The 19,215-nt window shown below is 67.7% G+C and carries 15 protein-coding genes and 5 tRNA genes; 12 read left to right on the top strand and 8 right to left on the bottom strand.

Annotated features, from left to right (window positions below; all coding sequences use genetic code 11):
- Positions 1–52 precede the first annotated feature (52 nt).
- Positions 53–2,680, top strand: coding sequence for a bifunctional acetaldehyde-CoA/alcohol dehydrogenase (gene adhE, locus C5O27_RS14185; RefSeq protein ID WP_127962971.1), 2,628 nt, complete (start codon positions 53–55; stop codon positions 2,678–2,680).
- Here the strand turns inward: adhE and C5O27_RS14180 are convergent.
- Both C5O27_RS14180 and C5O27_RS14175 read right to left on the bottom strand, forming a co-directional pair.
- Positions 2,664–4,028, bottom strand: a complete 1,365-nt coding sequence (locus C5O27_RS14180) for a glycosyltransferase 87 family protein (protein WP_127962970.1) — start codon at positions 4,026–4,028, stop codon at positions 2,664–2,666. The two genes, adhE and C5O27_RS14180, sit on opposite strands and share 17 nt — an antisense overlap.
- Positions 4,029–4,162: 134 nt before the next feature.
- Positions 4,163–4,234: transfer RNA gene (locus tag C5O27_RS14175), tRNA-Val, on the bottom strand.
- A gap of 253 nt (positions 4,235–4,487) precedes the next feature.
- Between C5O27_RS14175 and C5O27_RS14170 the strand changes: the two genes are divergently transcribed.
- The 7 genes from C5O27_RS14170 to C5O27_RS14140 all read left to right on the top strand — a co-directional run bounded on the left by C5O27_RS14170 (position 4,488) and on the right by C5O27_RS14140 (position 8,309).
- Positions 4,488–4,560, top strand: a tRNA-Gly gene (locus C5O27_RS14170).
- 23 nt (positions 4,561–4,583) lie between these two features.
- Positions 4,584–4,657: transfer RNA gene (locus C5O27_RS14165), tRNA-Cys, on the top strand.
- 24 nt (positions 4,658–4,681) lie between these two features.
- Positions 4,682–4,756, top strand: a tRNA-Val gene (locus C5O27_RS14160).
- A 74-nt stretch (positions 4,757–4,830) separates the two neighbouring features.
- Positions 4,831–4,903: transfer RNA gene (locus C5O27_RS14155), tRNA-Gly, on the top strand.
- A 162-nt stretch (positions 4,904–5,065) separates the two neighbouring features.
- Positions 5,066–5,674: a hypothetical protein gene (locus C5O27_RS14150; protein WP_035751417.1), complete on the top strand. Its 609-nt coding sequence runs from the start codon at positions 5,066–5,068 to the stop codon at positions 5,672–5,674.
- Between the two features lie 82 nt (positions 5,675–5,756).
- Entirely contained in the window at positions 5,757–6,656 is a 900-nt protein-coding gene (locus tag C5O27_RS14145) for an ABC transporter ATP-binding protein (protein WP_042375790.1), read from the top strand.
- Between the two features lie 9 nt (positions 6,657–6,665).
- Positions 6,666–8,309 carry an ABC transporter permease gene (locus C5O27_RS14140; protein ID WP_006357005.1) on the top strand — a complete coding sequence of 548 codons (1,644 nt, stop codon included), beginning with the start codon at positions 6,666–6,668 and terminating at the stop codon, positions 8,307–8,309.
- Between the two features lie 16 nt (positions 8,310–8,325).
- Here C5O27_RS14140 and C5O27_RS14135 read toward each other — a convergent pair whose 3' ends face one another.
- The 5 genes from C5O27_RS14135 to C5O27_RS14115 are packed head-to-tail and all read right to left on the bottom strand — an operon-like array spanning position 8,326 to position 13,897.
- Positions 8,326–9,933: an AMP-binding protein gene (locus C5O27_RS14135; RefSeq protein WP_127962969.1), complete on the bottom strand. Its 1,608-nt coding sequence runs from the start codon at positions 9,931–9,933 to the stop codon at positions 8,326–8,328.
- Positions 9,930–11,039, bottom strand: a complete 1,110-nt coding sequence (locus tag C5O27_RS14130; protein ID WP_006357303.1) for a CaiB/BaiF CoA transferase family protein — start codon at positions 11,037–11,039, stop codon at positions 9,930–9,932. Before C5O27_RS14130 ends, C5O27_RS14135 begins: the two co-directional genes overlap by 4 nt.
- Positions 11,036–11,674, bottom strand: coding sequence for a TetR/AcrR family transcriptional regulator (locus C5O27_RS14125; RefSeq protein WP_006357302.1), 639 nt, complete (start codon positions 11,672–11,674; stop codon positions 11,036–11,038). Before C5O27_RS14125 ends, C5O27_RS14130 begins: the two co-directional genes overlap by 4 nt.
- A complete protein-coding gene (locus tag C5O27_RS14120) occupies positions 11,655–13,262 on the bottom strand; it encodes a class I adenylate-forming enzyme family protein (protein WP_035751413.1) in 1,608 nt (535 codons plus the stop codon). Before C5O27_RS14120 ends, C5O27_RS14125 begins: the two co-directional genes overlap by 20 nt.
- The gene (locus C5O27_RS14115) at positions 13,259–13,897 is read right to left on the bottom strand and encodes a nitroreductase family protein (RefSeq protein WP_127962968.1); all 639 of its coding nucleotides are present in this window, start codon (positions 13,895–13,897) and stop codon (positions 13,259–13,261) included. Before C5O27_RS14115 ends, C5O27_RS14120 begins: the two co-directional genes overlap by 4 nt.
- A gap of 136 nt (positions 13,898–14,033) precedes the next feature.
- Between C5O27_RS14115 and C5O27_RS14110 the strand changes: the two genes are divergently transcribed.
- The 3 genes from C5O27_RS14110 to C5O27_RS14100 are packed head-to-tail and all read left to right on the top strand — an operon-like array spanning position 14,034 to position 17,303.
- Positions 14,034–15,995, top strand: coding sequence for a flavin-containing monooxygenase (locus C5O27_RS14110; RefSeq protein WP_035751412.1), 1,962 nt, complete (start codon positions 14,034–14,036; stop codon positions 15,993–15,995).
- Between the two features lie 37 nt (positions 15,996–16,032).
- The gene (locus C5O27_RS14105) at positions 16,033–16,743 is read left to right on the top strand and encodes a sulfurtransferase (RefSeq protein ID WP_127962967.1); all 711 of its coding nucleotides are present in this window, start codon (positions 16,033–16,035) and stop codon (positions 16,741–16,743) included.
- Complete coding sequence (locus tag C5O27_RS14100; protein WP_006357297.1) at positions 16,740–17,303, top strand: GNAT family N-acetyltransferase; 564 nt, start codon at positions 16,740–16,742, stop codon at positions 17,301–17,303. The genes C5O27_RS14105 and C5O27_RS14100 overlap by 4 nt, the downstream gene beginning before the upstream one ends.
- 6 nt (positions 17,304–17,309) lie before the next feature.
- On the opposite strand, the gene zapE is transcribed toward C5O27_RS14100, so the two are convergent.
- On the bottom strand, positions 17,310–18,323 hold the full coding sequence (gene zapE / locus C5O27_RS14095) for a cell division protein ZapE (RefSeq protein WP_006357296.1): 1,014 nt from the start codon (positions 18,321–18,323) through the stop codon (positions 17,310–17,312).
- 35 nt (positions 18,324–18,358) lie between these two features.
- Between zapE and C5O27_RS14090 the strand changes: the two genes are divergently transcribed.
- Positions 18,359–19,174, top strand: coding sequence for a dihydrofolate reductase family protein (locus C5O27_RS14090; RefSeq protein ID WP_035751411.1), 816 nt, complete (start codon positions 18,359–18,361; stop codon positions 19,172–19,174).
- The last annotated feature ends 41 nt before the right edge of the window (positions 19,175–19,215 follow it).

Raw genomic sequence — 19,215 nt, 5'->3', positions numbered from 1 at the left:
GGCCGCGTATCTTCTGAAAGCGCGACGACACACCGGTTCGAGGTGATATCGAATGTCGACCATCCGCGAGAACGCCGAAGCACCAACACTCGATCTGACCGATGTCGACGCCGCGGTCGAGAGGGCCGCGGCCGCCGCGACGGAGTTCCGCACGCTGGATCAGCAACGGGTCGACGCGATCGTCGCGGCCATGGCACGGGCCGGGGTGAGGGCCGCCGCCGAACTCGCCGCGGTGGCGATCGAGGAGACCGGCTTCGGGGTCTTCGAGGACAAGGTCGTCAAGAACTACATCGCCACGGAGTTCCTCTACGACCACCTCAAGGACAAGAAGTCGGTGGGCGTGATCGAGGAGGACGCCGAACGCGATGTCGCGCGCGTGGCCGAGCCGATCGGCGTCGTCCTCGCGATCACTCCGGTCACCAATCCCACGTCGACGGTGCTGTACAAGGCGATCATCGCGGCAAAGACCCGCAATGCCATCATCTTTCGCCCCTCACCGGTGGCGGCGCATTCCTGCGAACGGACGGTGGCGATCCTGCGCGAGGCAGCCGAGGCGGCCGGCATGCCCCCCGGCGCCCTGCAGGTGATTCCCGACGCCGCCCATGAGGTCACCCACTACCTGTTCCGGCACCGGCTCGTCGACTTCATCTGGGTCACCGGTGGACAGAAGATCGTCGCACTCGCCAACGCAGCCGGCAAACCAGGGCTCGGCGTCGGCCCCGGCAACGCACCGATCTACCTGCACCGAACCGCCGACATCAAGGCCGCCGTCGTCGACATCCTGATCTCCAAGACCTTCGATGCCTCCGTCATCTGCCCCGCCGAACAGACCTGCATCGTCGACGACGCGATCTACGACGCCACGGTTGCAGAGTTCCGTCGGATGGGCGCTCACCTGCTCACCGACGAGCAGGCGACGGCCATCGCCGACTTCGCGTTCGGCGACGGCGACAAGGTCAACCTCGGCGCGCTCGGCCAGCAGGCTCCCGAGTTGGCCGCCCGAGCCGGTTTCACCGTCGACCCCGCGGTGAAGGTGCTGCTGGCGCCACTTCCGTCGGATCTGGACGAGCTCGCGATCCACCCGCTGGTGCAGGAGAAGCTGATGCCCGTCCTCGGACTCGTCCGCGCCCGCGACGTGCAGCACGGGATCGACGCCGCGGTCCTGGTCACCGAGCACGGCGGCCTCGGCCACACCTCGGCCGTCTATACCGCCGACGAGTCGGTCGTCGACGCCTTCAGTGCCGCCGTACGCACCGGGCGGATTCTCGTCAACGCACCCACCGCAGTCGGGGCGCTGGGCGGGATCTACAACGACCTCGCGCCCACCTTCTCGCTGGGCTGCGGCACCTGGGGCGGGTCGAGCACCACCGAGAACGTGAACTACCTGCAGTTACTGAACATCAAGACCGTGGCCCGTCGACGGTCCCCGTCCCAGTGGTTCCGCGTGCCCGCGAACACCTTCTTCAACGCCGGCGCACTGGACAATCTCCGCGACGTCCCGTGTACGGATGTCGTGGTCGTCACCGATGTCCTGAGCGAAGAACGCGGCGTGGTCGACGAGCTGCGTGCCCACCTGCGCGCCCAACACGTCAGGGTCTTCGCCGAGGTCGAGCCGGAACCGGATGAAGCGACGATCCGGCGGGGCGTCGCGGTGCTGCAAGGTCAGCGGCCGGATCTGCTCATCGCCGTCGGAGGCGGGTCGGTGATCGACGCCGCCAAGGCGATCCGGCTCTTCTACGAGCACCCTGAGACCGACCTTGCGGAGTTGACGCTGCCGTTCCTCGATCCCCGCAAGCGGATCGCGGAGTACCCCCAGGACCCGCACACACTGCGACTGGTCGCGATTCCCACCACCGCCGGCACCGGTTCCGAGGTGTCGCCGGCCGCGGTGCTGACCGTAGCGGGCCGCAAGGAGACTCTCGTCGATTACTCGCTCGTCCCGGACATGGCGATCGTGGACCCGACCCTGACCCTTTCCATGCCGCGCACGCTGACCGTCGACACCGGCATCGATGCGCTCACCCATGCGCTGGAAGCCGTCGCCTCGATCTTCGCCTCCCCGTACACCGACGCGTTCTGCGTCCAGGCCGCCCGACTGATCTTCGACGCGCTGCCCCGTGCGTACGACGATCCGGCCGACCTCGCGGCCCGAACCGACATGGCCAACGCGGCCACTCTCGCGGGTTTGGCCTTCTCGAACGCGTTCGTGGGGACCAATCACGCTCTCGCCCATGCCGTCGGCGCCAGGTTCAATATCGCGCACGGTCGGGTCAACGGTGTGTTCCTACCGCACACTCTGCGCTACAACGCCTCCGTGCCGACCAAGTTCATGCCCGCGCCGGGCTATTCGGCGTACGTCGCGCCGGACAAGTATGCGCAACTGGGTCGGGTCGTCTTCGGCGGCCGCGAACCGGCCGAGAGCCGGCGCCGGCTGTTCCAGGGCGTGGACGATCTGTTGCGCAGGTTGGGAATGCCACGCACACTCGCCGAGATCGGCGTGCCCGAAGCCGAGTTCCTCGACGCGCTGCCACAGCTGGCGATGACCGCCTTCGGTGATCTGAGCAACCGCACCAACCCGCGGATGCCGCTGATCAGTGAGATCACCGACCTGCTCCGGCTCGGGTACTTCGGTGAGACGGGCGGGCTCGGCGCCGACGATCCCGCTACGCAACCGCGATGACGTCATCTCGTGCCGGCGTCCGCGCCTCGGCACGACGCCGCGCGACCGAGTGTCCGACCAGAGTCGCCACCACGGTGACGGCGAGCAGCAGCGGGTAGCAACCGGCGTAGATCACGGCCAGTACATGGCCGCCCACGCCCAGGCCGGGACTTCGCGGCATCATGAACAGCCCCAGCGAGATCGCGTGATCAGAAGTCAGGTAAGTCCCGCTGTCCCACCAGTGCCGCCACCAGGTGAAGGTGAGCGCGACGACACCGGTCGGGGCGAGCCAGTACCACCAGGTCTGACGCGACCCATGCCGCAGGGCGAGATCGAGGGTCACCAGCAGCAGCGGTACGCACCACACCCAGTGGTGCCCCCATGCGAACGGCGACACCGCGCACATCGTCATCCCCACGATCGTCGCGGCCAGGAGCGGCTGCGACATCCGCCGGGCGACGACCGCGGCCCACAGGCCCAGTACCGCGACCACCAGTGCCGCGGGCACCCACAGCCACGACGGCGCCTCGAACACCGGCCCGCCCGGTCCCGGATGGCTGAAACGCCGGACGTCGAGGTGTGCCAGCATCTGCGAACCGAAGCCGCGGACCGACTGGTTGGCAGGCGAATCGGCACGGCCGATGCGGGCGGACTCGAACAGGTGACGAGTCCAGTACGTCCGGGCATCCGACCCGATGACGAGGAATCCGATCGCGACCGTGGCGCCGAAGGTGGCGATCGCGGTGGCCGCCGCACGCCACTGCCGCGTGACGACCAGATAGAAAACCGCGAACAGCGGCATCAGCTTGAGTCCGGCGGCGATCCCGAGCGCGATCCCCCGCCACCGCGAATCGACGCGCAGGAAGACCAGGTCGGTGAGGACAAGCGCCATCACGACGAGATTGATCTGGCCGAGCCAGATGGTGGTCCGCACGGGTTCGAGCGCGGTGACCGCGATCGAGAACAGGGCGGCGAACACGATGAGGCGGGCACCCAACCGGTAGCCCAGGCTGCGCGTGCCCAGCGCCACCACCGCGACGAGTGCGGCGAAACCGGTTGCCCACCAGATGATGTCGGCGAACCCGGCACCCAGCACGGCGAGCGGCACGAAGGCGATCGCCGCGAACGGCGGATACGTGAAGTGCAGGCGCCACAGGACCGGGGCGTCGTAGAGGGGGCGCGAGTCGAGCACGGCGTCGGCGCCGGCACGGTAGACGCGGACATCGGTCGCGTTCTCGAACAGCCCGTAGAACGGATTGGTGATCGGGAAAGCGCTGATGTGCCAGGCGATCACGCCGAGAGCCGCGATCCCCGCCAGCACGATCGCCCACGTCGGGATGGAACGGGAGTGGACGGTCGGTGCGGACACGCGGGCGAGACTACGCCCGAGCTGTGATCCAGATCACGAGAATCGCCGACGGTGCGCGAGTCGTTGCCGATTCGCGTCGAAACAGCACCCAGCACGCAGAAAGCCCCGCCGAGACTCGGCGGGGCTTTTCTCTGTGGTCCCGGCTGGGATCGAACCAGCGACCTTCCCGGTGTGAACGGGACGCTCTTCCACTGAGCCACGGGACCGTGTCGGGCGCCTGATGTCTGTGACAGGGGCGCCTGCGCACGAGCCAGAAGATTACACGGCTTGCGCAGAGTTCCCAAATCACGGACGTGCGCCACGTCACAGACGTCCGATTCGGCAGCCACCGGGAATCACACGCTGGGAATTCGCCGTTCGTCAAGCGTCTGACCTGCCGATTTGTAAAGTCCGGAATCGATCGCGTAAGTTTCTCTTCGCACCGCGAGCAGCAAGATCCACAAGATCGCTCGTGGGCATGCGGATGTAGCGCAGCTGGTAGCGCATCACCTTGCCAAGGTGAGGGTCGCGGGTTCGAATCCCGTCATCCGCTCGGCGCGAGTCGACCTCGCATCTGGTGGTGTGGCCGAGTGGTGAGGCAACGGCCTGCAAAGCCGTGTACACGGGTTCGATTCCCGTCGCCACCTCCACGCATCACAACTCAACACAGTCCCGCGCGATTAGCTCAGTGGGAGAGCGCTTCCCTGACACGGAAGAGGTCACAAGTTCAATCCTTGTATCGCGCACCACGAGAGAAGTCAGCCCCGGTCCCCGACCGGGGCTTTCTCTTGGCCACGCGGGCAGTGCCATCGCTCGTGAGCATGCGGATGTAGCGCAGCTGGTAGTGCATCACCTTGCCAAGGTGAGGGTCGCGGGTTCGAATCCCGTCATCCGCTCGTAGGAAGAAAAGCCCCGGTCCCCGGACCGGGGCTTTTCTGTGACTTGCACGTGCCCAGCGACGGCAAATTCGTGCCATGTGATCCAGATCTCACCATTGGACATTTGACCCGTCCATAGCGTCCCGAACAGGTCGGGACAAGACGAAATGGGTGAGGCAATTGATCAAACGGACCATCGTTACCGGACTGGCGACGGTCGCCGCCGGGGGGTTGGCGCTCTCCATCGCACCCGGTGTCGCGCAGGCAGCCGACAACGGTCAGCGGACAGGTCCTGTCCAGTTCTGGGCCGAGAACCAGGGAAACTGCAAGGTGGAGTTCACCATCAAGAACACCACCAACGTCACGAGCTACACGATCGACTGGCAGATCGACGACGAACCGCTGCGCGACGTCGACTATGCCGACTTCAAGGTCGGACGGACCGGTGGGATGCACACGACGGTCAACGATGCCCCGCGGTGGCCGGACGACATCGCAACCGAAGGTGAGAACACCGAGCAGAACCGGTGGATGGTGAGCAACCGCAGCGTGTCCACAGCCACGTACACCAAAGATCTGAAGAATCTGAGCGACTCCTACAATCCGCCGCTCCCCAATCCGGACGCCGCGACACACACGGTGAAGTACCGGATGGTCCTCGGCCCGCCCGGGAACAACGGTGAAGGCGGGGGCGAATGGATCGGGAACCGTGAGTGGCACACCGTGACCGTGACCGGTTGCGCCGGCTCCGGAGGCGGCTCGCTCGACGGTCTCTTCGGTTCCAGCTGAGTTCATCGCCATGTTCGCGGGGCCGGAATCAGGTGACTTTCGGCCCCGCGATCGGGGCGCCCGACGGTCTTAGTCTGGGAATGTGCCCGCGATCGCGATCCAGGAGCTGACCAAGTCGTTCGACCATGTCAGGGCCCTCGACGCCTTCGACCTGACCGTCACCGAGGGCGAGGTCCACGGATTCCTGGGACCCAACGGCTCCGGCAAGACCACCACCATCCGTGTTCTGCTCGGATTGCTGCGCGCGGATTCGGGCGTCGTCCGCGTCCTGGACCGAGATCCGTGGCGCGACAACGTGAATCTGCACGGCCGCATCGCGTATGTACCCGGAGAGGTGAATCTGTGGCCGGGCGTGACCGGCGGAGAGGTCATCGATCTCCTGTGCAACCTCCGCGGTGACCGTGACCGGCGTCGTCGTGACGAATTGATCGAGCGATTCGAACTCGACCCGCGGAAGAAGGCCCGGACCTATTCGAAGGGCAACCGGCAGAAGGTCGCCTTGATCGCCGCTCTGGCCTCCGACGCCGAACTGCTCCTGCTCGACGAGCCGACGTCCGGTCTGGATCCGCTCAAGGAGGCCGAGTTCCAGCGGTGCATCCAGGAGGAACGCCGGAACGGTCGCACCGTTCTGCTGTCGAGTCACATCCTGGCCCAGGTCGAGGCGCTCTGCGACCGGGTCACCCTCATCCGGGCCGGGCGGACGGTGGACAGCGGATCACTGTCGGAGCTGCGCCACCTCGGTCGGCTCGAGATCAGTGCCGAGACCGCCCACGATCCCTCGACGCTCGACGCGGTCCCCGGCGTGCACGACCTGATCCGCGACGGACACCGCATCCGCTGCACCGTCGACGCCGCCGCCCTGGACACCGTGGTGCGCGAACTCGCGACCCTGGGTGTCCGCGATCTGACCAGCGCCCCGCCGACGCTGGAGGACATCTTCCTCCGGCACTACGGAACCGGCACCCGGGCGACCGGGGCCTGAGGAGATCCGATGGCGGAGATCGAGATGGTGCAGGTCGCGGAGCGGAACACGGTACGTGGCGCCGGACGGACTGCGGACGCCACCGGGCTCCGAACACTTCTGAAGTTCTACGTTCGGCGCGAACGAGCCGCGCTCGTGGCGTGGATCGGCGGTACCGCCGCCCTGGTGGGATTCCAGGCCGTCGCCAGCCAGAACCTCTACGACACCCCGGCCAAGCTGGCCGCCCTCCGCGAGACCATCGGCGGAAGTCCCGCGGTGATCGCGCTCGGCGGCCCGGAGCAGCTGCTCGCCACCATCGGCGGCGAGGTCGTGTTCGAGATATTCGGCTATGCCGCCATCGTTCTCGGACTCATGTCGATGTTTCTCGTCGGTCGCCACACGCGTACCGACGAGGAGAACGGTCGCGCCGAACTCCTCCGCTCGACGCGGGTCGGCCGCGATGCGCCGGTCGCGACCGCATTGACTCTTGCGGCCGTCGCGAATCTTGCCGCCGGGGTCGCCGTCGTGATCACCGCCGTCGCCACCGGCCTCCCGCTCGGCGGTTCCGTACTCTTCGGCGCGGCACTGGCCGGAGTGGGCCTCACCTTCGCGACACTGACGGCACTGGCCGCGCAGATCTTCGAGAATCCCCGCAGCGTCTACGGTTCGATCACCGCGATGCTCGGGCTGGCGTATGTGCTGCGGGCGATCGGTGATGTCGGCAACGGAGCGATGTCGTGGCTCTCCCCCATCGGCTGGGGTCAGCGCACGTACCCGTACGTCGACGACAGGTGGTGGCCGATCCTGCTTCCACTCGTGGCAGCGACGCTGACCATCGCAGCCGCCGTGGCGGTCTCCGAGCACCGCGATTTCGGCGCCGGGATCTTCGGCAACCGGGCCGGGCGCGCAGAGGCGTCGTGGCTGTTGCATACGACGACGGGTCTGGCGTGGCGTCTGCACCGCGGGTCGATCGCCGCCTGGGCGACAGGCGTGTTCGTCCTATCGGCCGCCTACGGCTCGTTCGGCGACGCGATCACCGACTTCATGGAGAACAACCCTCAGATCGCGGAGTTCCTGCCCGGCGGCGCCGAGGACGCCGTGGACGCCTACCTCGCACTCACGCTCACGATCGCCGCCCTGATGTCGGCCGGATACGGGGTGAACAGCGCCTTGCGGGCACGCCGTGAGGAAACCGCCGACCGGGCGGAGTCGCTCGTCGCCGCGAACACCAACCGGCTCTACTGGTTCGGCGGCCACATCACGATGGCACTCGTCGGCAGCGCCGCCGTCCTGGCGGCCGGCGCGGTGGGCGAAGGGCTGGCCTACGGCCTCACCATCGGCGATCCCGGTCAGATCCCACGCCTTCTCGCCGCGGCAGCGGTGTACGTCCCGGCGGTCTGGTTGATCCTCGCGGTCGCCGTGGCCGGCATCGGCTTCGTGCCCCGAGCGGCCGCGATCATCGCCTGGACGTACTTCGCGTACTGCCTGGTCGCCGAGATCCTCGCCGAATCGTTCAACCTGCCCGAATGGACCCGCGCCGCATCACCGTTCCAGCATCTGCCGCAGGCCCCGCTCGACAGTGTGGGGGCGGGAGGCATCCTCGGGGTCACGGCGCTCGCACTGTTTGCCGTGATCCTCGGAGTCGTCGGCTTCGGCAGGCGCGACCTGGGATAGACGCTGCTCCGCTCTCCTACTTGCGCAGATCCTTACGGAGAATCTTGCCCGACGCCGACTTCGGGATCGCCTCGATGAACTCCACCGCACGAACCTTCTTGTGCGGGGCCACCTTCGACGCCACGAACTCCATCACCTCGTCGGCGGTGAGCTCGGCCTCGGGCTGCCGGACGACGAACGCCTTCGGGATCTCCTCCCCCGACTCCGCATCGATCACACCGATGACCGCCGAGTCCGCGATCTTCTCGTGCGTCAGGAGCAGGGCCTCCAACTCGGCCGGCGGCACCTGGTAGCCCTTGTACTTGATGAGCTCCTTGAGCCGGTCGACGATGTAGACACACCCCGTCGGATCGACCTGCGCCATGTCACCGGTGTGCAGGAAGCCGTCGGCGTCGATCGTGTCGGCGGTGGCCTGCTCGTTGTTGAGGTAGCCGAGCATGACGTTCGGCCCCTTCACCCACAGCTCACCCGGCTCCGAGAGCCCTTCCTGCGGGAGGGGGATGTCCTCACCGGTGGCCGGGTCGACGACCTTGTTCACGGTGTTCGGCACCGGCCAGCCCGTCGACGACAGCGGCGGATCCTCACGTCCCAGCGTGGCCTGGGTGTCGAAGGGGATGATGTGCGACACCGGGGACAACTCGCTCATGCCGTAGCCCTGCAGCATGTGCAGGTCCAGACGCTTGGCGACCGCCTGGCCCAGCTCGTCGTCGAGCGGAGCCGCGCCCGACATCATCGTGTGCAGCGACGACAGGTCGTAGTCGTCCACGATCGGATGCTTCGCCAGGGCGACGGCGACCGGCGGCGCGATGTAGGCCATCGTCACCTTGTGGTCCTGGATGTTCTCCAAGAACTCCACGAGGTCGAACTTGGGCATGACGACCAGCGAGGACCGGTTGAACAGCGCCGCGTTCAGCAACACGGTCATGCCGTAGATGTGGAAGAACGGCAGCACCGCGATCACCACGTCGTCGGCGGTCATGCCCTGCAACGGCTTCAGCTGGGCGACATTGGCGACCAGGTTCCGGTGTGAGAGCGCGACACCCTTCGGATTGCCGGTGGTCCCGGAACTGTAGGGCAACACCGCCACATGGGTGGCCGGGTCGAAGGACACCTGAGGCGCGGGCAATCGGGCGCCGAGCATGTCGGCGGCTTTCGGGTGAGCCGAGGCGTCCTGCCCCTCACCGTCGAGGACGACGAGGCTCGTGTCATCCAGCCCGACCTCGGCGACGGCGGCCTTCGCCTGAGCAGCCATCGGCGAGATCGTGACCAGCATCGTGGCACCGGAATCGCGGAGCTGCTTGGCGATCTCGGACGCGGTGAACAGCGCGTTGATCGTCGTCGCCGTGGCCCCGGCCCGCAGGATGCCATGGAAGACCGACGCGAACGCCGGGATGTTGGGCGAGAGGATGCCCACCACGTCGCCCACCCCGATCCCCCGCGACGCCAGCCAGCCGGCGACCGCGTCGATCTGAGTGATCAGCTCTCGATACGACGTCACCGCACCGGACTTCGGGTCCACCAGAGCGGTACGCCCGAGCTCGTCGTCGGCGATCGAACCGAACAGGAATTCGTGGACGCTGACCTCGGGGATCTCGACGTCGGGGAACGGGCTGGTGAAACTCACGACACCTCCACAGGTGAATCGGTCGACCATTGATCGAGGATCTGCGTCAGGTCTGCGGTCGAACTCCCTGACGGCGTGGGCAGTACGGTTCGCGAGAACCGCGGAGCGGGTGCGGGCTGCACGGCGTCATCGACCGTGACGTAGCTGACGCGTTGCTGCGCAACGGGATCGGCGGCCGCCTCGTCGAAGTCGAGCACCGGGGTGAGGCACGCGTCGACGCCGGCGAACTCAGCGGCCCACTCATCACGGGTGCGCGCGGCGAACCGGGCGGCGAGCGCGGCGGAGATGACCGGCCAGTGCGCGCGGTCCCAGCGGTCGGGCAGGTCGGCCAGACCGAGCGTGCCGATCAGGTTGCGCCAGAACTTCTCCTCGAGCGCGCCGACGGCGACGAAGCGGCCGTCCGCACACTCGTAGGTCGCATAGAAGGGGGCGGAACCGTCGAGCAGGTTGCCCTCCGATCGGGACACCCAGCGACCGGCGGCCTTCCACGACCACTGCAGTTGGGCGAGCAGACCGGCACCGTCGACCATCGCGGCGTCGACGACCTGCCCGCGTCCGGTCCGCGACCGGTCGTGCAGCGCGGCCAGTACGCCGACCACGAGCAGCATCGATCCCCCGCCGAAATCACCGGCCAGGGACAGCGGCGGTACGGGTGGTGATCCGGCCGGGCCCATCGCCTCGAGCACGCCGGTCACGGCCAGGTAGTTGATGTCGTGTCCGGCGAGCATCGCGCGGTCGCCGTCCTGACCCCACCCGGTCATGCGGGCGTACACGAGTTGCGTTGCATCGTCACAGATCTCGGGTCCGAGGCCGAGGCGTTCCATCACGCCCGGCCGGAAACCCTCGATGAGGATGTCCGCGCGCCGGATCATCTCGCGGATGCGGTTCAGGTCGGCGGGGTCCTTGAGATCGGCCTCGACGCTGCGCCGGGACCGGTAGAGACCGGCGTCCGCGTCGACGATGCCGTCGGGACCCGGGGTCTCGGGGCCGGGGCGTCGGATCCGGATGACGTCGGCGCCGAGGTCGGCGAGCATCATCGCGGCGTGCGGTGTCGGACCCAGGCCCGGCATCTCGACCACGCGCACGCCGGCGAGCGGACCGCTCACGAACCCGCCTGGTGGTGCAGGACGCCGCGGATCGTGAAATCGACGTAGTCGCTGACCAACTGGTCGACATCGTGCTCGTCGCGCAGCCACCAGCTGATGCCGTTCATCAGGTCGAGCACCGCGATCGCGGACTGATGGGCATCGCGCACCTCGAACACGCCCATGCGGGCGCCCGCCTCGATCACGTCGCGGATGCGCCGCTGGTAGTACTTGCGGTAGTCGGTGACCGCCCGGCGGTGTTCAGGCGTCAGGGCGGACAGTTCCCGCAGCGCCACAAGGTGTTCCACCCGGTACCGCGCGAGCCTCCGGACATGCGCCTCCACCAGGCCGGTGAGGCGCTGGACCGGGCCGCCCTCGCCGTCGAGCACCAGCAGATCCTGCTGCGGGTCCTCGGTCATCCGCAACGCGATGGCGTAGAGGATCTCCTCTTTCGAGTGGAAGTGGTTGTAGAGGCTCGCACCTCGCATGCCGACGGCCTCGGCGATGTCGCGCATCCCCGCGTTCGCGTAACCGTGCTCGGCGAAATACCGTGCGGCGGCCTCCACGATCTCGTCCCGGCGGGTCCGCGGACGCTCTTCCGCCACCGCCGCTTTCGAGACGGCGGCCTCGGCGGCGTCAGCCCTGAGGGGTTCCATGGGCTCTCCTCAACTCACGCTTGAGCAACTTGCCCTGGGCGTCGGTCGGCAGTTCGTCGACGATGTGCACCGCCTTGGGGACCTTGTACGACGCCAGGTCGGTGCGGCAGTACTCGCGGATGTCCTCCGCGGACACCGAGGTACCCGCACGCAGCACGACGAAACCGGTGACGGCCTCGGACCAGTACGGATCGGGCAGGCCGACGACCGCGGCCCGTTCGACGTCGGGATGCGCCTGCAGCACACGCTCGACCTCCTGGGAGGCGACGTTGTATCCGCCGGTCTTGATCATGTCCTTGCGCCGGTCGCGGAAGAACATGTTGCCCTCGTCGTCGATGCGCACGATGTCGCCGGTGTGCACCCAACCGCCTTCGAGGACCTGCGCGGTCTTCTCCGGGTCCTTGTGATAGCCGAGCATGACCGACGGTGTACGACAGAGGAGTTCACCCTCTTCGGCCTCGTTGCCGTCGGCGTCGACCACGCGCACCTCGAGATGGCCCACCGGCTTGCCGATCCACGTCGGGTCCTGTCCGGGCACGTCCTCGAGCCGCTTGAACCACCCGACCGAGCCCAGCTGGGTGAGTTCGGACTGGCCCCAGTAGGTGCCCCACACCGATTCCGGCGTGGCGGTGGCCCATGCGTCGACGGCATGCGGCGACACCTGACCGCCGTAGGTCAGACACCGGCGGACCGTCCCGACGGTGTCGGGTCCGAAGTCGGCGTGGTTGGCGAGGGCGATGAAGAAGGTCGGGGTCTGGGCGAGCACCGAGATCTTCTCGTCGCGGATCATCCGCAGCGACGTCGCCGGGTCGACCGCGGCCGGTAGCACGAGCGTGGCGCCGAGCAGGGTCAGCGAGGTCAGCGATCCGATACCCGCGATCGTGTGGAACGGCATGACGTACAGCCAGACGTCGTCGTTCTGACAACGCAGACCCCAGGTGTACGCGGGTGCGGTGGAGATCAGGTAGTTGCGGTGCGCGATCTCGACACCCTTGGGGGTCGACTCGGTACCGCTGGTGTAGACGATCATCGCCAGATCGTGTTCGTCGACGTCACAGTCGGGTTCGGCGTCGTCAGCCTGCCCGACCAGCTCGTCGAAGGAGTTCCACGAATCCGATCCCGACTCCCCGACGACGAGAACCGAGACGCCGAGGCTGTCGGCGATCGGACCGGCCAGAGGTGCCAGGTCACGTTCGACGACGAGGACCGCGGGCTCGAGATGACCCAGCTGCTGGGCGATCTCCTTCTCGCGGAACATCGGGCTGACACCGGAGTATGCCGCGCCGACCTTCAGCGCGCCGTAGTACGACGCGACGGTCTCGACGCGGTTGCGGCTCATCACCGCGACTCGGTCGCCGCGCCGGACGCCGAGGTCGACGAGGACGTGGGCAACGCGGTTGGCCATGCGATCGAGGTCGCCGTAGCTGGTCGACGTGCGGCCGCCGGCCGCGTCGTAGGCGATGATCGCGGGCTTGTCGCCCTGCGACCGCGAGAGCCTGCGGAGCTGATCACCGATCGTCGCGCGTCCGAGCGGCGACGTCTGGGTTCGGGTGAGCTTGCGGTCGTCCGTCACGGCTGGGGCACTCACGCGAACATCCGATTGTCGAACCGGTCGAGGAAGGCGATCTCCTCGACCGGGCTGCGGGTGAGCTTGCGCGGGAAACCGTTGCGCGGGTAGCCGACCGCGATGTGTGCCGCGGTGATGTACTCGTCCGGGATGCCGAGCAGTTCCTTGACCTCGTTCTCGGCCGCACACAGCAGAGTGGTGAGTGCGGTGGCGACGCCCTGCTGCCGCAGCGCAAGGGTCAGGTTCTGCACGCTCGGGTAGATCGACGCGCCGCCGACGACGCTGAGCCGGCCGAGTTCGTGGTCGGTGGGATGCAGCCCTTCCGCCTCGGCGCACACCACGACGAGGGCGGGCACCTCGGCGAGGTGATGGGCGAAGTAGTTGGCGCTCTCGATGGTCTTCGGGACGGCGCCGACCTTCTTGGAGCCCTCGAGGATCGAGTTGTAGTACGGCTCCCAGTAGGGCAGGTAGAGGTCGGCGAGTGCCTTCTTGGTGACGTCATCACGGACGACGACCCAGCGGACCGGCTCGCGGTTTCCGCCTTGCGGACCGAAGCGCGCGTCGTCGAACGCCCGGTAGAACACCTCGTCCTCGACAGGCTTGTCGCTGAAGTAGCGGCATGTGCCCGTGGTGCGCATTGCCTCGCTGAGTTCCATGTCAACCTCCGTGATCACTAACCGTTGTTAGTATGACTGGGGACACAGTTCCATACGAGATAGCGGCAGTCAAGCATCAGAAATCGAGACTTTCCTCCTGTTGACGAAACGGGACTAACAGTGGTTAGTTGCAGCTATGACTTCAGTTTCCACCCGCCCGGCGACGCGTCCGGCCCCCTCGGAGATCCGGACCGCGGTCGACGCGGGCAACATCCCGACGCTGCTCGCCGTGCTGGTGGAGATGACCGGGGATCGCCGCTGGCTGGCCGACCGCTACCGTCCGACCCGTAGCCGCGGCATGGACGACAACTCGACCGGCGGCCTGCCCGAGGACGTGCAGGCCGAGATCCGCGACGCCGTCGTCGACGCCCTCGAGGACTGGTACGAGCAGGGCTCACCGGCACGCGTGCCGGCCGACGAGGAACTCGTCGCCGCACTGATGTCCTTCACAGCCGGCGAACCGGTGGCACCGGAGTTCGCGCCGATGATGAGCGAGATCGTGCGGGGCGACCTGCGCGGCACCCACCTGCCAGCGCTGCCCGACGAGCTCGGCTCAACGATGAACGCCCTGGTCATCGGCGCCGGCGTGGCCGGGATGCTGATCTCCACCCAGCTCGCCGACGCCGGCATCGAGCACACCGTCCTGGAGAAGAACGACGAGGTCGGCGGCTCCTGGTACGAGAACCAGTACCCGGGCGCCGGCGTCGACACCCCGAGCTACCTGTACTCGATCTCGTCGTTCGACCACGACTGGTCCACCCACTTCGGCAAGCGCGACGAGGTCCAGGGCTATCTGCAGGCCTTCGCCGACCGCCACGCGGTGCGCGACCGCGTCCGATTCGGCACCGAGGTCCTCTCCGCGGCCTACGACTCCGCCGCCCAGCAGTGGGTCGTCCGGGTCCGCGACCGGGACGGAAACGAGAGCACCCTCACCTCACGCATCCTGATCAGCGCGGTCGGCATCCTCAACCGGCCCAAGCTCCCCGCGCTCGCCGGCATGGACACCTTCACCGGCAAGATGTTCCACTCCGCCCACTGGCCCACCGAACTCGACGAGCCCGGCGCCCTGGCCGGCAAACGCGTCGCCATCGTCGGCTCCGGTGCGTCGGCGATGCAGATCGGCCCCGCCATCGTCGACAAGGTCGGATCGCTGACGATCTTTCAGCGGTCGCCGCAGTGGATCGCCCCCAACGACGACTACTTCGCGCCGGTCGGCGACAGCGTGCACTGGCTGATGAACAACCTGCCCGGCTACCGGGAGTGGTACCGCGCGCGGCTGTCCTGGATCTTCAACGACAAGGTCCACTCCACCCTGCACGTCGACCCCGAATGGCCCGAACCCACCGCGTCGATCAACGCCGTGAATCACGGTCACCGCGAGTTCTACCTGCGGTACATGCGCAGCGAGCTCGGCGACCGCGACGATCTCGTCGAGCTGTCGACGCCGGACTACCCGCCCTTCGGCAAACGAATGCTGTTGGACAACGGCTGGTTTCGCATGTTGCGGCAGCCCGACGTCGAGCTGGTGGGGCACGGCGTGGACTCCGTCACCGAGACCGGTCTCGTCGACAGCACCGGCCGGGCACACGACTTCGACATCATCGTGTTCGCGACCGGCTTCCACAGCGACCGCTACCTGTACCCGATGGACGTCGTCGGTCGCAGCGGCAAGACGACGGTCGAGGCCTGGGGCGATCACGACGCGTACGCCTACCTCGGCATCACTGCGCCGGACTTCCCCAACCTGTTCATCCTCACCGGCCCCAACACCGCACTGGGACACGGGGGCAGCTTCATCAGCATCCTCGAGTACCAGGTGCGCTACGTCTGCGACGCCATCCGCGCCATGATCGAGCGCCGGCTCGGTGCCCTCGAGGTGCGACGCGACGTCACCGACGAGTACAACGACGCCGTCGACCGCGCGCACGCACAGATGGTGTGGACGCATCCCGCGATGACCAACTGGTACCGCAACCCCGACGGTCGGGTCGTGGCGGTGCTGCCGTGGCGGATCGTCGACTACTGGGCCAAGACCCGCCACGTCGATCTCGCCGACTTCCACACCGAACCGATGACGGCCGAACCGCTCGATCCCTGAGAACCGGCGCAGGCACGGCGGGACTACCGTGTCAGGCATGACCCCCGCACCGCTCATCACCCCGAACGAACTGCAGAAGCGCCTCGGCGAGGGACGTCTGCGCATCGTCGACGCGACGGTCCACCTGAGCTTCGACGCCGACGGCGCGCACGTCCGCTCCGGCCGCGACACCTACCTGCAGGGGCACCTGCCCGGTGCGGTGTTCCTCGACCAGATCACCGAGTTGTCCGATCCGAATGGCGAGGCCCCGTTCGCAGCGGCGTCGTCGGAGAACTTCGCCGCGGCGGTCGGCGCGGCCGGGATCGGCAACGACTCGACCGTCGTCGTCTACGACACGGTCAACGGCATCTGGGCGACGCGACTGTGGTGGCAGTTCGGCCTCGAGGGCTTCGACGACGTCGTCGTCCTCGACGGCGGGTACAACGCCTGGGTGGCAGCGGGGCTCCCCACCGAGACCGGTGAATCCACCCATCCGGCAGCCACTTTCACCGCACACCGCCGCCCGGAGCGGATCGCGTCGACCGACGAGGTCGTCACGGCGACCGCCGAATCGTCGGTGCTGCTGGTCAATGCCCTCGACCCGACGGTGCGCCCGGTCACCTACTGCGGCGGCGGGATCGCCGCCACCGCAGCGGCATTTGCGCTGAAGGCACTCGGTCGCGACGATGTCGCGGTGTACGACGGGTCGATGAACGCCTGGACCGCGGACCCGGATCGTCCGCTGTCGTCGGCCGATTCGCGGTCATGACGCCGACTCATCCCGCGGCGACCGTCGAACTCCTCACCGATCCCGACCGGGCGGCGTCGGTGGCCGAGGTCGCCGGCGCGACCTTCCCCCTGGCGTGCCCGCCGCACGCCGCGGCCGAGGACATCGCCCAGTTCATCGCGACCAATCTCGGTGAGAAGAACTTTCGCGGCTACATCGCCGACCCGGACGCCGACGTGCTCGTCGTCCGGGACGGCGATGACGGCCCGGTCATCGGCTATGGACTGGTGCTGCACGGCGATCCGTCGAATCCCGTTGTCGCCGAGATAGTCCCGGAGCGGCCGGCGAGCGAGGTGTCGAAGATGTACGTACTCCCCGACCATCATGCGCGTCCCGGTCTCAGCCCGTCGCGTGCGCTCATGGAAGCGGCGCTCGATCGTGCCCGAGACCGCGGGAGCGTCGTCGTCTGGCTCGGGGTGAACCAGCTCAACGAACGGGCCCAGAAGTTCTACGCCAAAACGGGTTTCACCCGCGCCGGGGTGCGGACCTTCGACCTCGGGGGCAGCGTCGAACACGACTACGTGTTCACACAGAAGCTGTAAGACCTCTCAGGCAGCAGATTCGGCGAACCGCGACAGGGCCAGCAGGCGCGACGTCGCGCGCAGATACTTCTTGCGGTAACCACCGGCGAGCATCTCGTCGGTGAAGATCTCGTCGAGCTTGGCGCCGGACACCGTCACCGGGATGTGCGCGTCGTAGAGGCGGTCGGCGAGCACCACGAGCCGCAGGGCCACCGACTGGTCCTTCGCAGGGTGGACACCGTTGATGCAGACCAGCGAGACGCCGTCGACGAGGTCCTTGTACTTGGACGGATGCAGCGTGCTCAGGTGATCGCACAGTGCATCGAATTCGTCGAGGGTCGCGCCCTCGGTGGAGTCGGCGATGTCGGCCAGCTCGGACTCCGTGCGTGGGTCCGGGGCCGGCGGCAGGTCGCGGTGACGATAGTCGGGGCCGTCGACGCGGATGGTCTCGAACACCGCCGAGAGCTTGCGGATCTCGCGCAGGAAGTCCTGCGCTGCGAAGCGGCCCTCGCCGAGCTGGCCGGGCAGGGTGTTCGAGGTGGCGACCACCGACACACCCTTGGCGGTGAGCTCGGTGAGCAGTCGGGACACCAGCATCGTGTCACCGGGATCGTCGAGTTCGAACTCGTCGATGCAGAGCACCGTGTGCTTCGACAGCCGTTCCACCGCGTTCACGAAGCCGAGCGCACCCACCACGTGGGTGACCTCGACGAAGGTCGCGAACGACTTCGGCTCGGGCATGGAGTGGTAGATCGAGGCGAGGAGGTGGGTCTTGCCGACGCCGAACCCGCCGTCGAGGTACAGCCCGATGCCCTGCGCGGGGGCCTTGCGCGAGAAGAGCCCCTTCTTCCCCGAGCGCGCCTTCGACGCCCGCGCGACGAAGTCGCGCGCTTTCGCGACCGCCTGGGCCTGCGAGGGCTCCTTCGGATCGGGAATGTAGGAGTCGAAACTCACCTCGTCGAAGGTCGACGGAGGCACCATCTCGTCGATGAGTGCGTCCGGCGAGGTCGCAGGGTTGCGATCGCAAAGTCGGGCCGCCATGTGTGGAGAGTAGCCATCCGCGGAATGATGGATGCATGTTCCACCTGCAGAAAGCGACCCAGGTCACATCCGCGGAGTCCGATCAGACGGGGAACGACATTCTGCTCCGGCTGGCCGAGCACTACCGCTATCCACCACGGCCGTCGGAGGGGCCCGGCGCCGCGGCCCCCTTCGTGCGGGCCAACATGGTGGCCTCGATCGACGGCGCCGCCACCCACGACGGGAAGTCGGGCGGCCTCGGCGGCGACGGAGACAAGACCGTCTTCCGGGTCTTGCGCGGACTCGCCGACGTCATCCTCGTCGGCGCCGGGACGGCGACCACCGAGGGATACCGCCAACCGCAACCCGACGAGGCGTTCGCGGACCTCCGGGAGGAGAACGGACAGACACCCGCGCCCGCGCTCGCCCTGGTGTCGCGGTCGCTCTCGATCCCGCCGGATTACCCGCCGCTGAGTCACCCCGACACCGTCGTACTCACCTGCGCGTCGGCCCCCGCGGATCGTCGCGCCGCGCTCGTCGACGCCGGTGCCACCCTGATCGACTGCGGCGAGGACGACGTCGAGACGTCGACACTGATCGAGACGTGCGGGAAGCGGGGCCGGCCGCGGGTGCTCTGCGAGGGCGGCCCGAGCCTGCTCGGTTCGATCATCGCCGACGACCTGCTCGACGAACTGTGCCTGACGACCAGCCCCCATCTGGCCGGCGGGCGCGCGGGACGCATCGTCACCCGCACCGAGGACGGGGAGGACACCGCCACCCTCAAGGGGATGTCACCGGCCGCGATCATCACCGACGACGACGGTTACGTCTTCACGCGCTGGCTGCGTCACGGCCGGTCGTCCATCCACTGACCGAACGGATCACTGCACGACCGTCGCCCGGCGTCGTTGAC

It is taken from the genome of Gordonia alkanivorans (assembly GCF_004011905.1).
In the GTDB taxonomy this organism is placed as follows: domain Bacteria; phylum Actinomycetota; class Actinomycetes; order Mycobacteriales; family Mycobacteriaceae; genus Gordonia; species Gordonia alkanivorans.
The sequence above is the reverse complement of the archived record's forward strand: the minus strand, read 5'-3'. Positions and strand labels throughout refer to the sequence as shown.

Bases quoted from the DNA above. Each gene is read 5' to 3' on its own strand.
- C5O27_RS14090 (WP_035751411.1), top strand. From the start codon at position 18,359: ATGTTCCACCTGCAGAAAGCGACCCAGGTCACATCCGCGGAGTCCGAT.
- adhE (WP_127962971.1), top strand. From the start codon at position 53: ATGTCGACCATCCGCGAGAACGCCGAAGCACCAACACTCGATCTGACC.
- zapE (WP_006357296.1), bottom strand. From the start codon at position 18,323: ATGGCGGCCCGACTTTGCGATCGCAACCCTGCGACCTCGCCGGACGCA.
- C5O27_RS14105 (WP_127962967.1), top strand. From the start codon at position 16,033: ATGACCCCCGCACCGCTCATCACCCCGAACGAACTGCAGAAGCGCCTC.
- C5O27_RS14100 (WP_006357297.1), top strand. From the start codon at position 16,740: ATGACGCCGACTCATCCCGCGGCGACCGTCGAACTCCTCACCGATCCC.
- C5O27_RS14125 (WP_006357302.1), bottom strand. From the start codon at position 11,674: ATGGAACCCCTCAGGGCTGACGCCGCCGAGGCCGCCGTCTCGAAAGCG.
- C5O27_RS14140 (WP_006357005.1), top strand. From the start codon at position 6,666: ATGGCGGAGATCGAGATGGTGCAGGTCGCGGAGCGGAACACGGTACGT.
- C5O27_RS14115 (WP_127962968.1), bottom strand. From the start codon at position 13,897: ATGGAACTCAGCGAGGCAATGCGCACCACGGGCACATGCCGCTACTTC.
- C5O27_RS14110 (WP_035751412.1), top strand. From the start codon at position 14,034: ATGACTTCAGTTTCCACCCGCCCGGCGACGCGTCCGGCCCCCTCGGAG.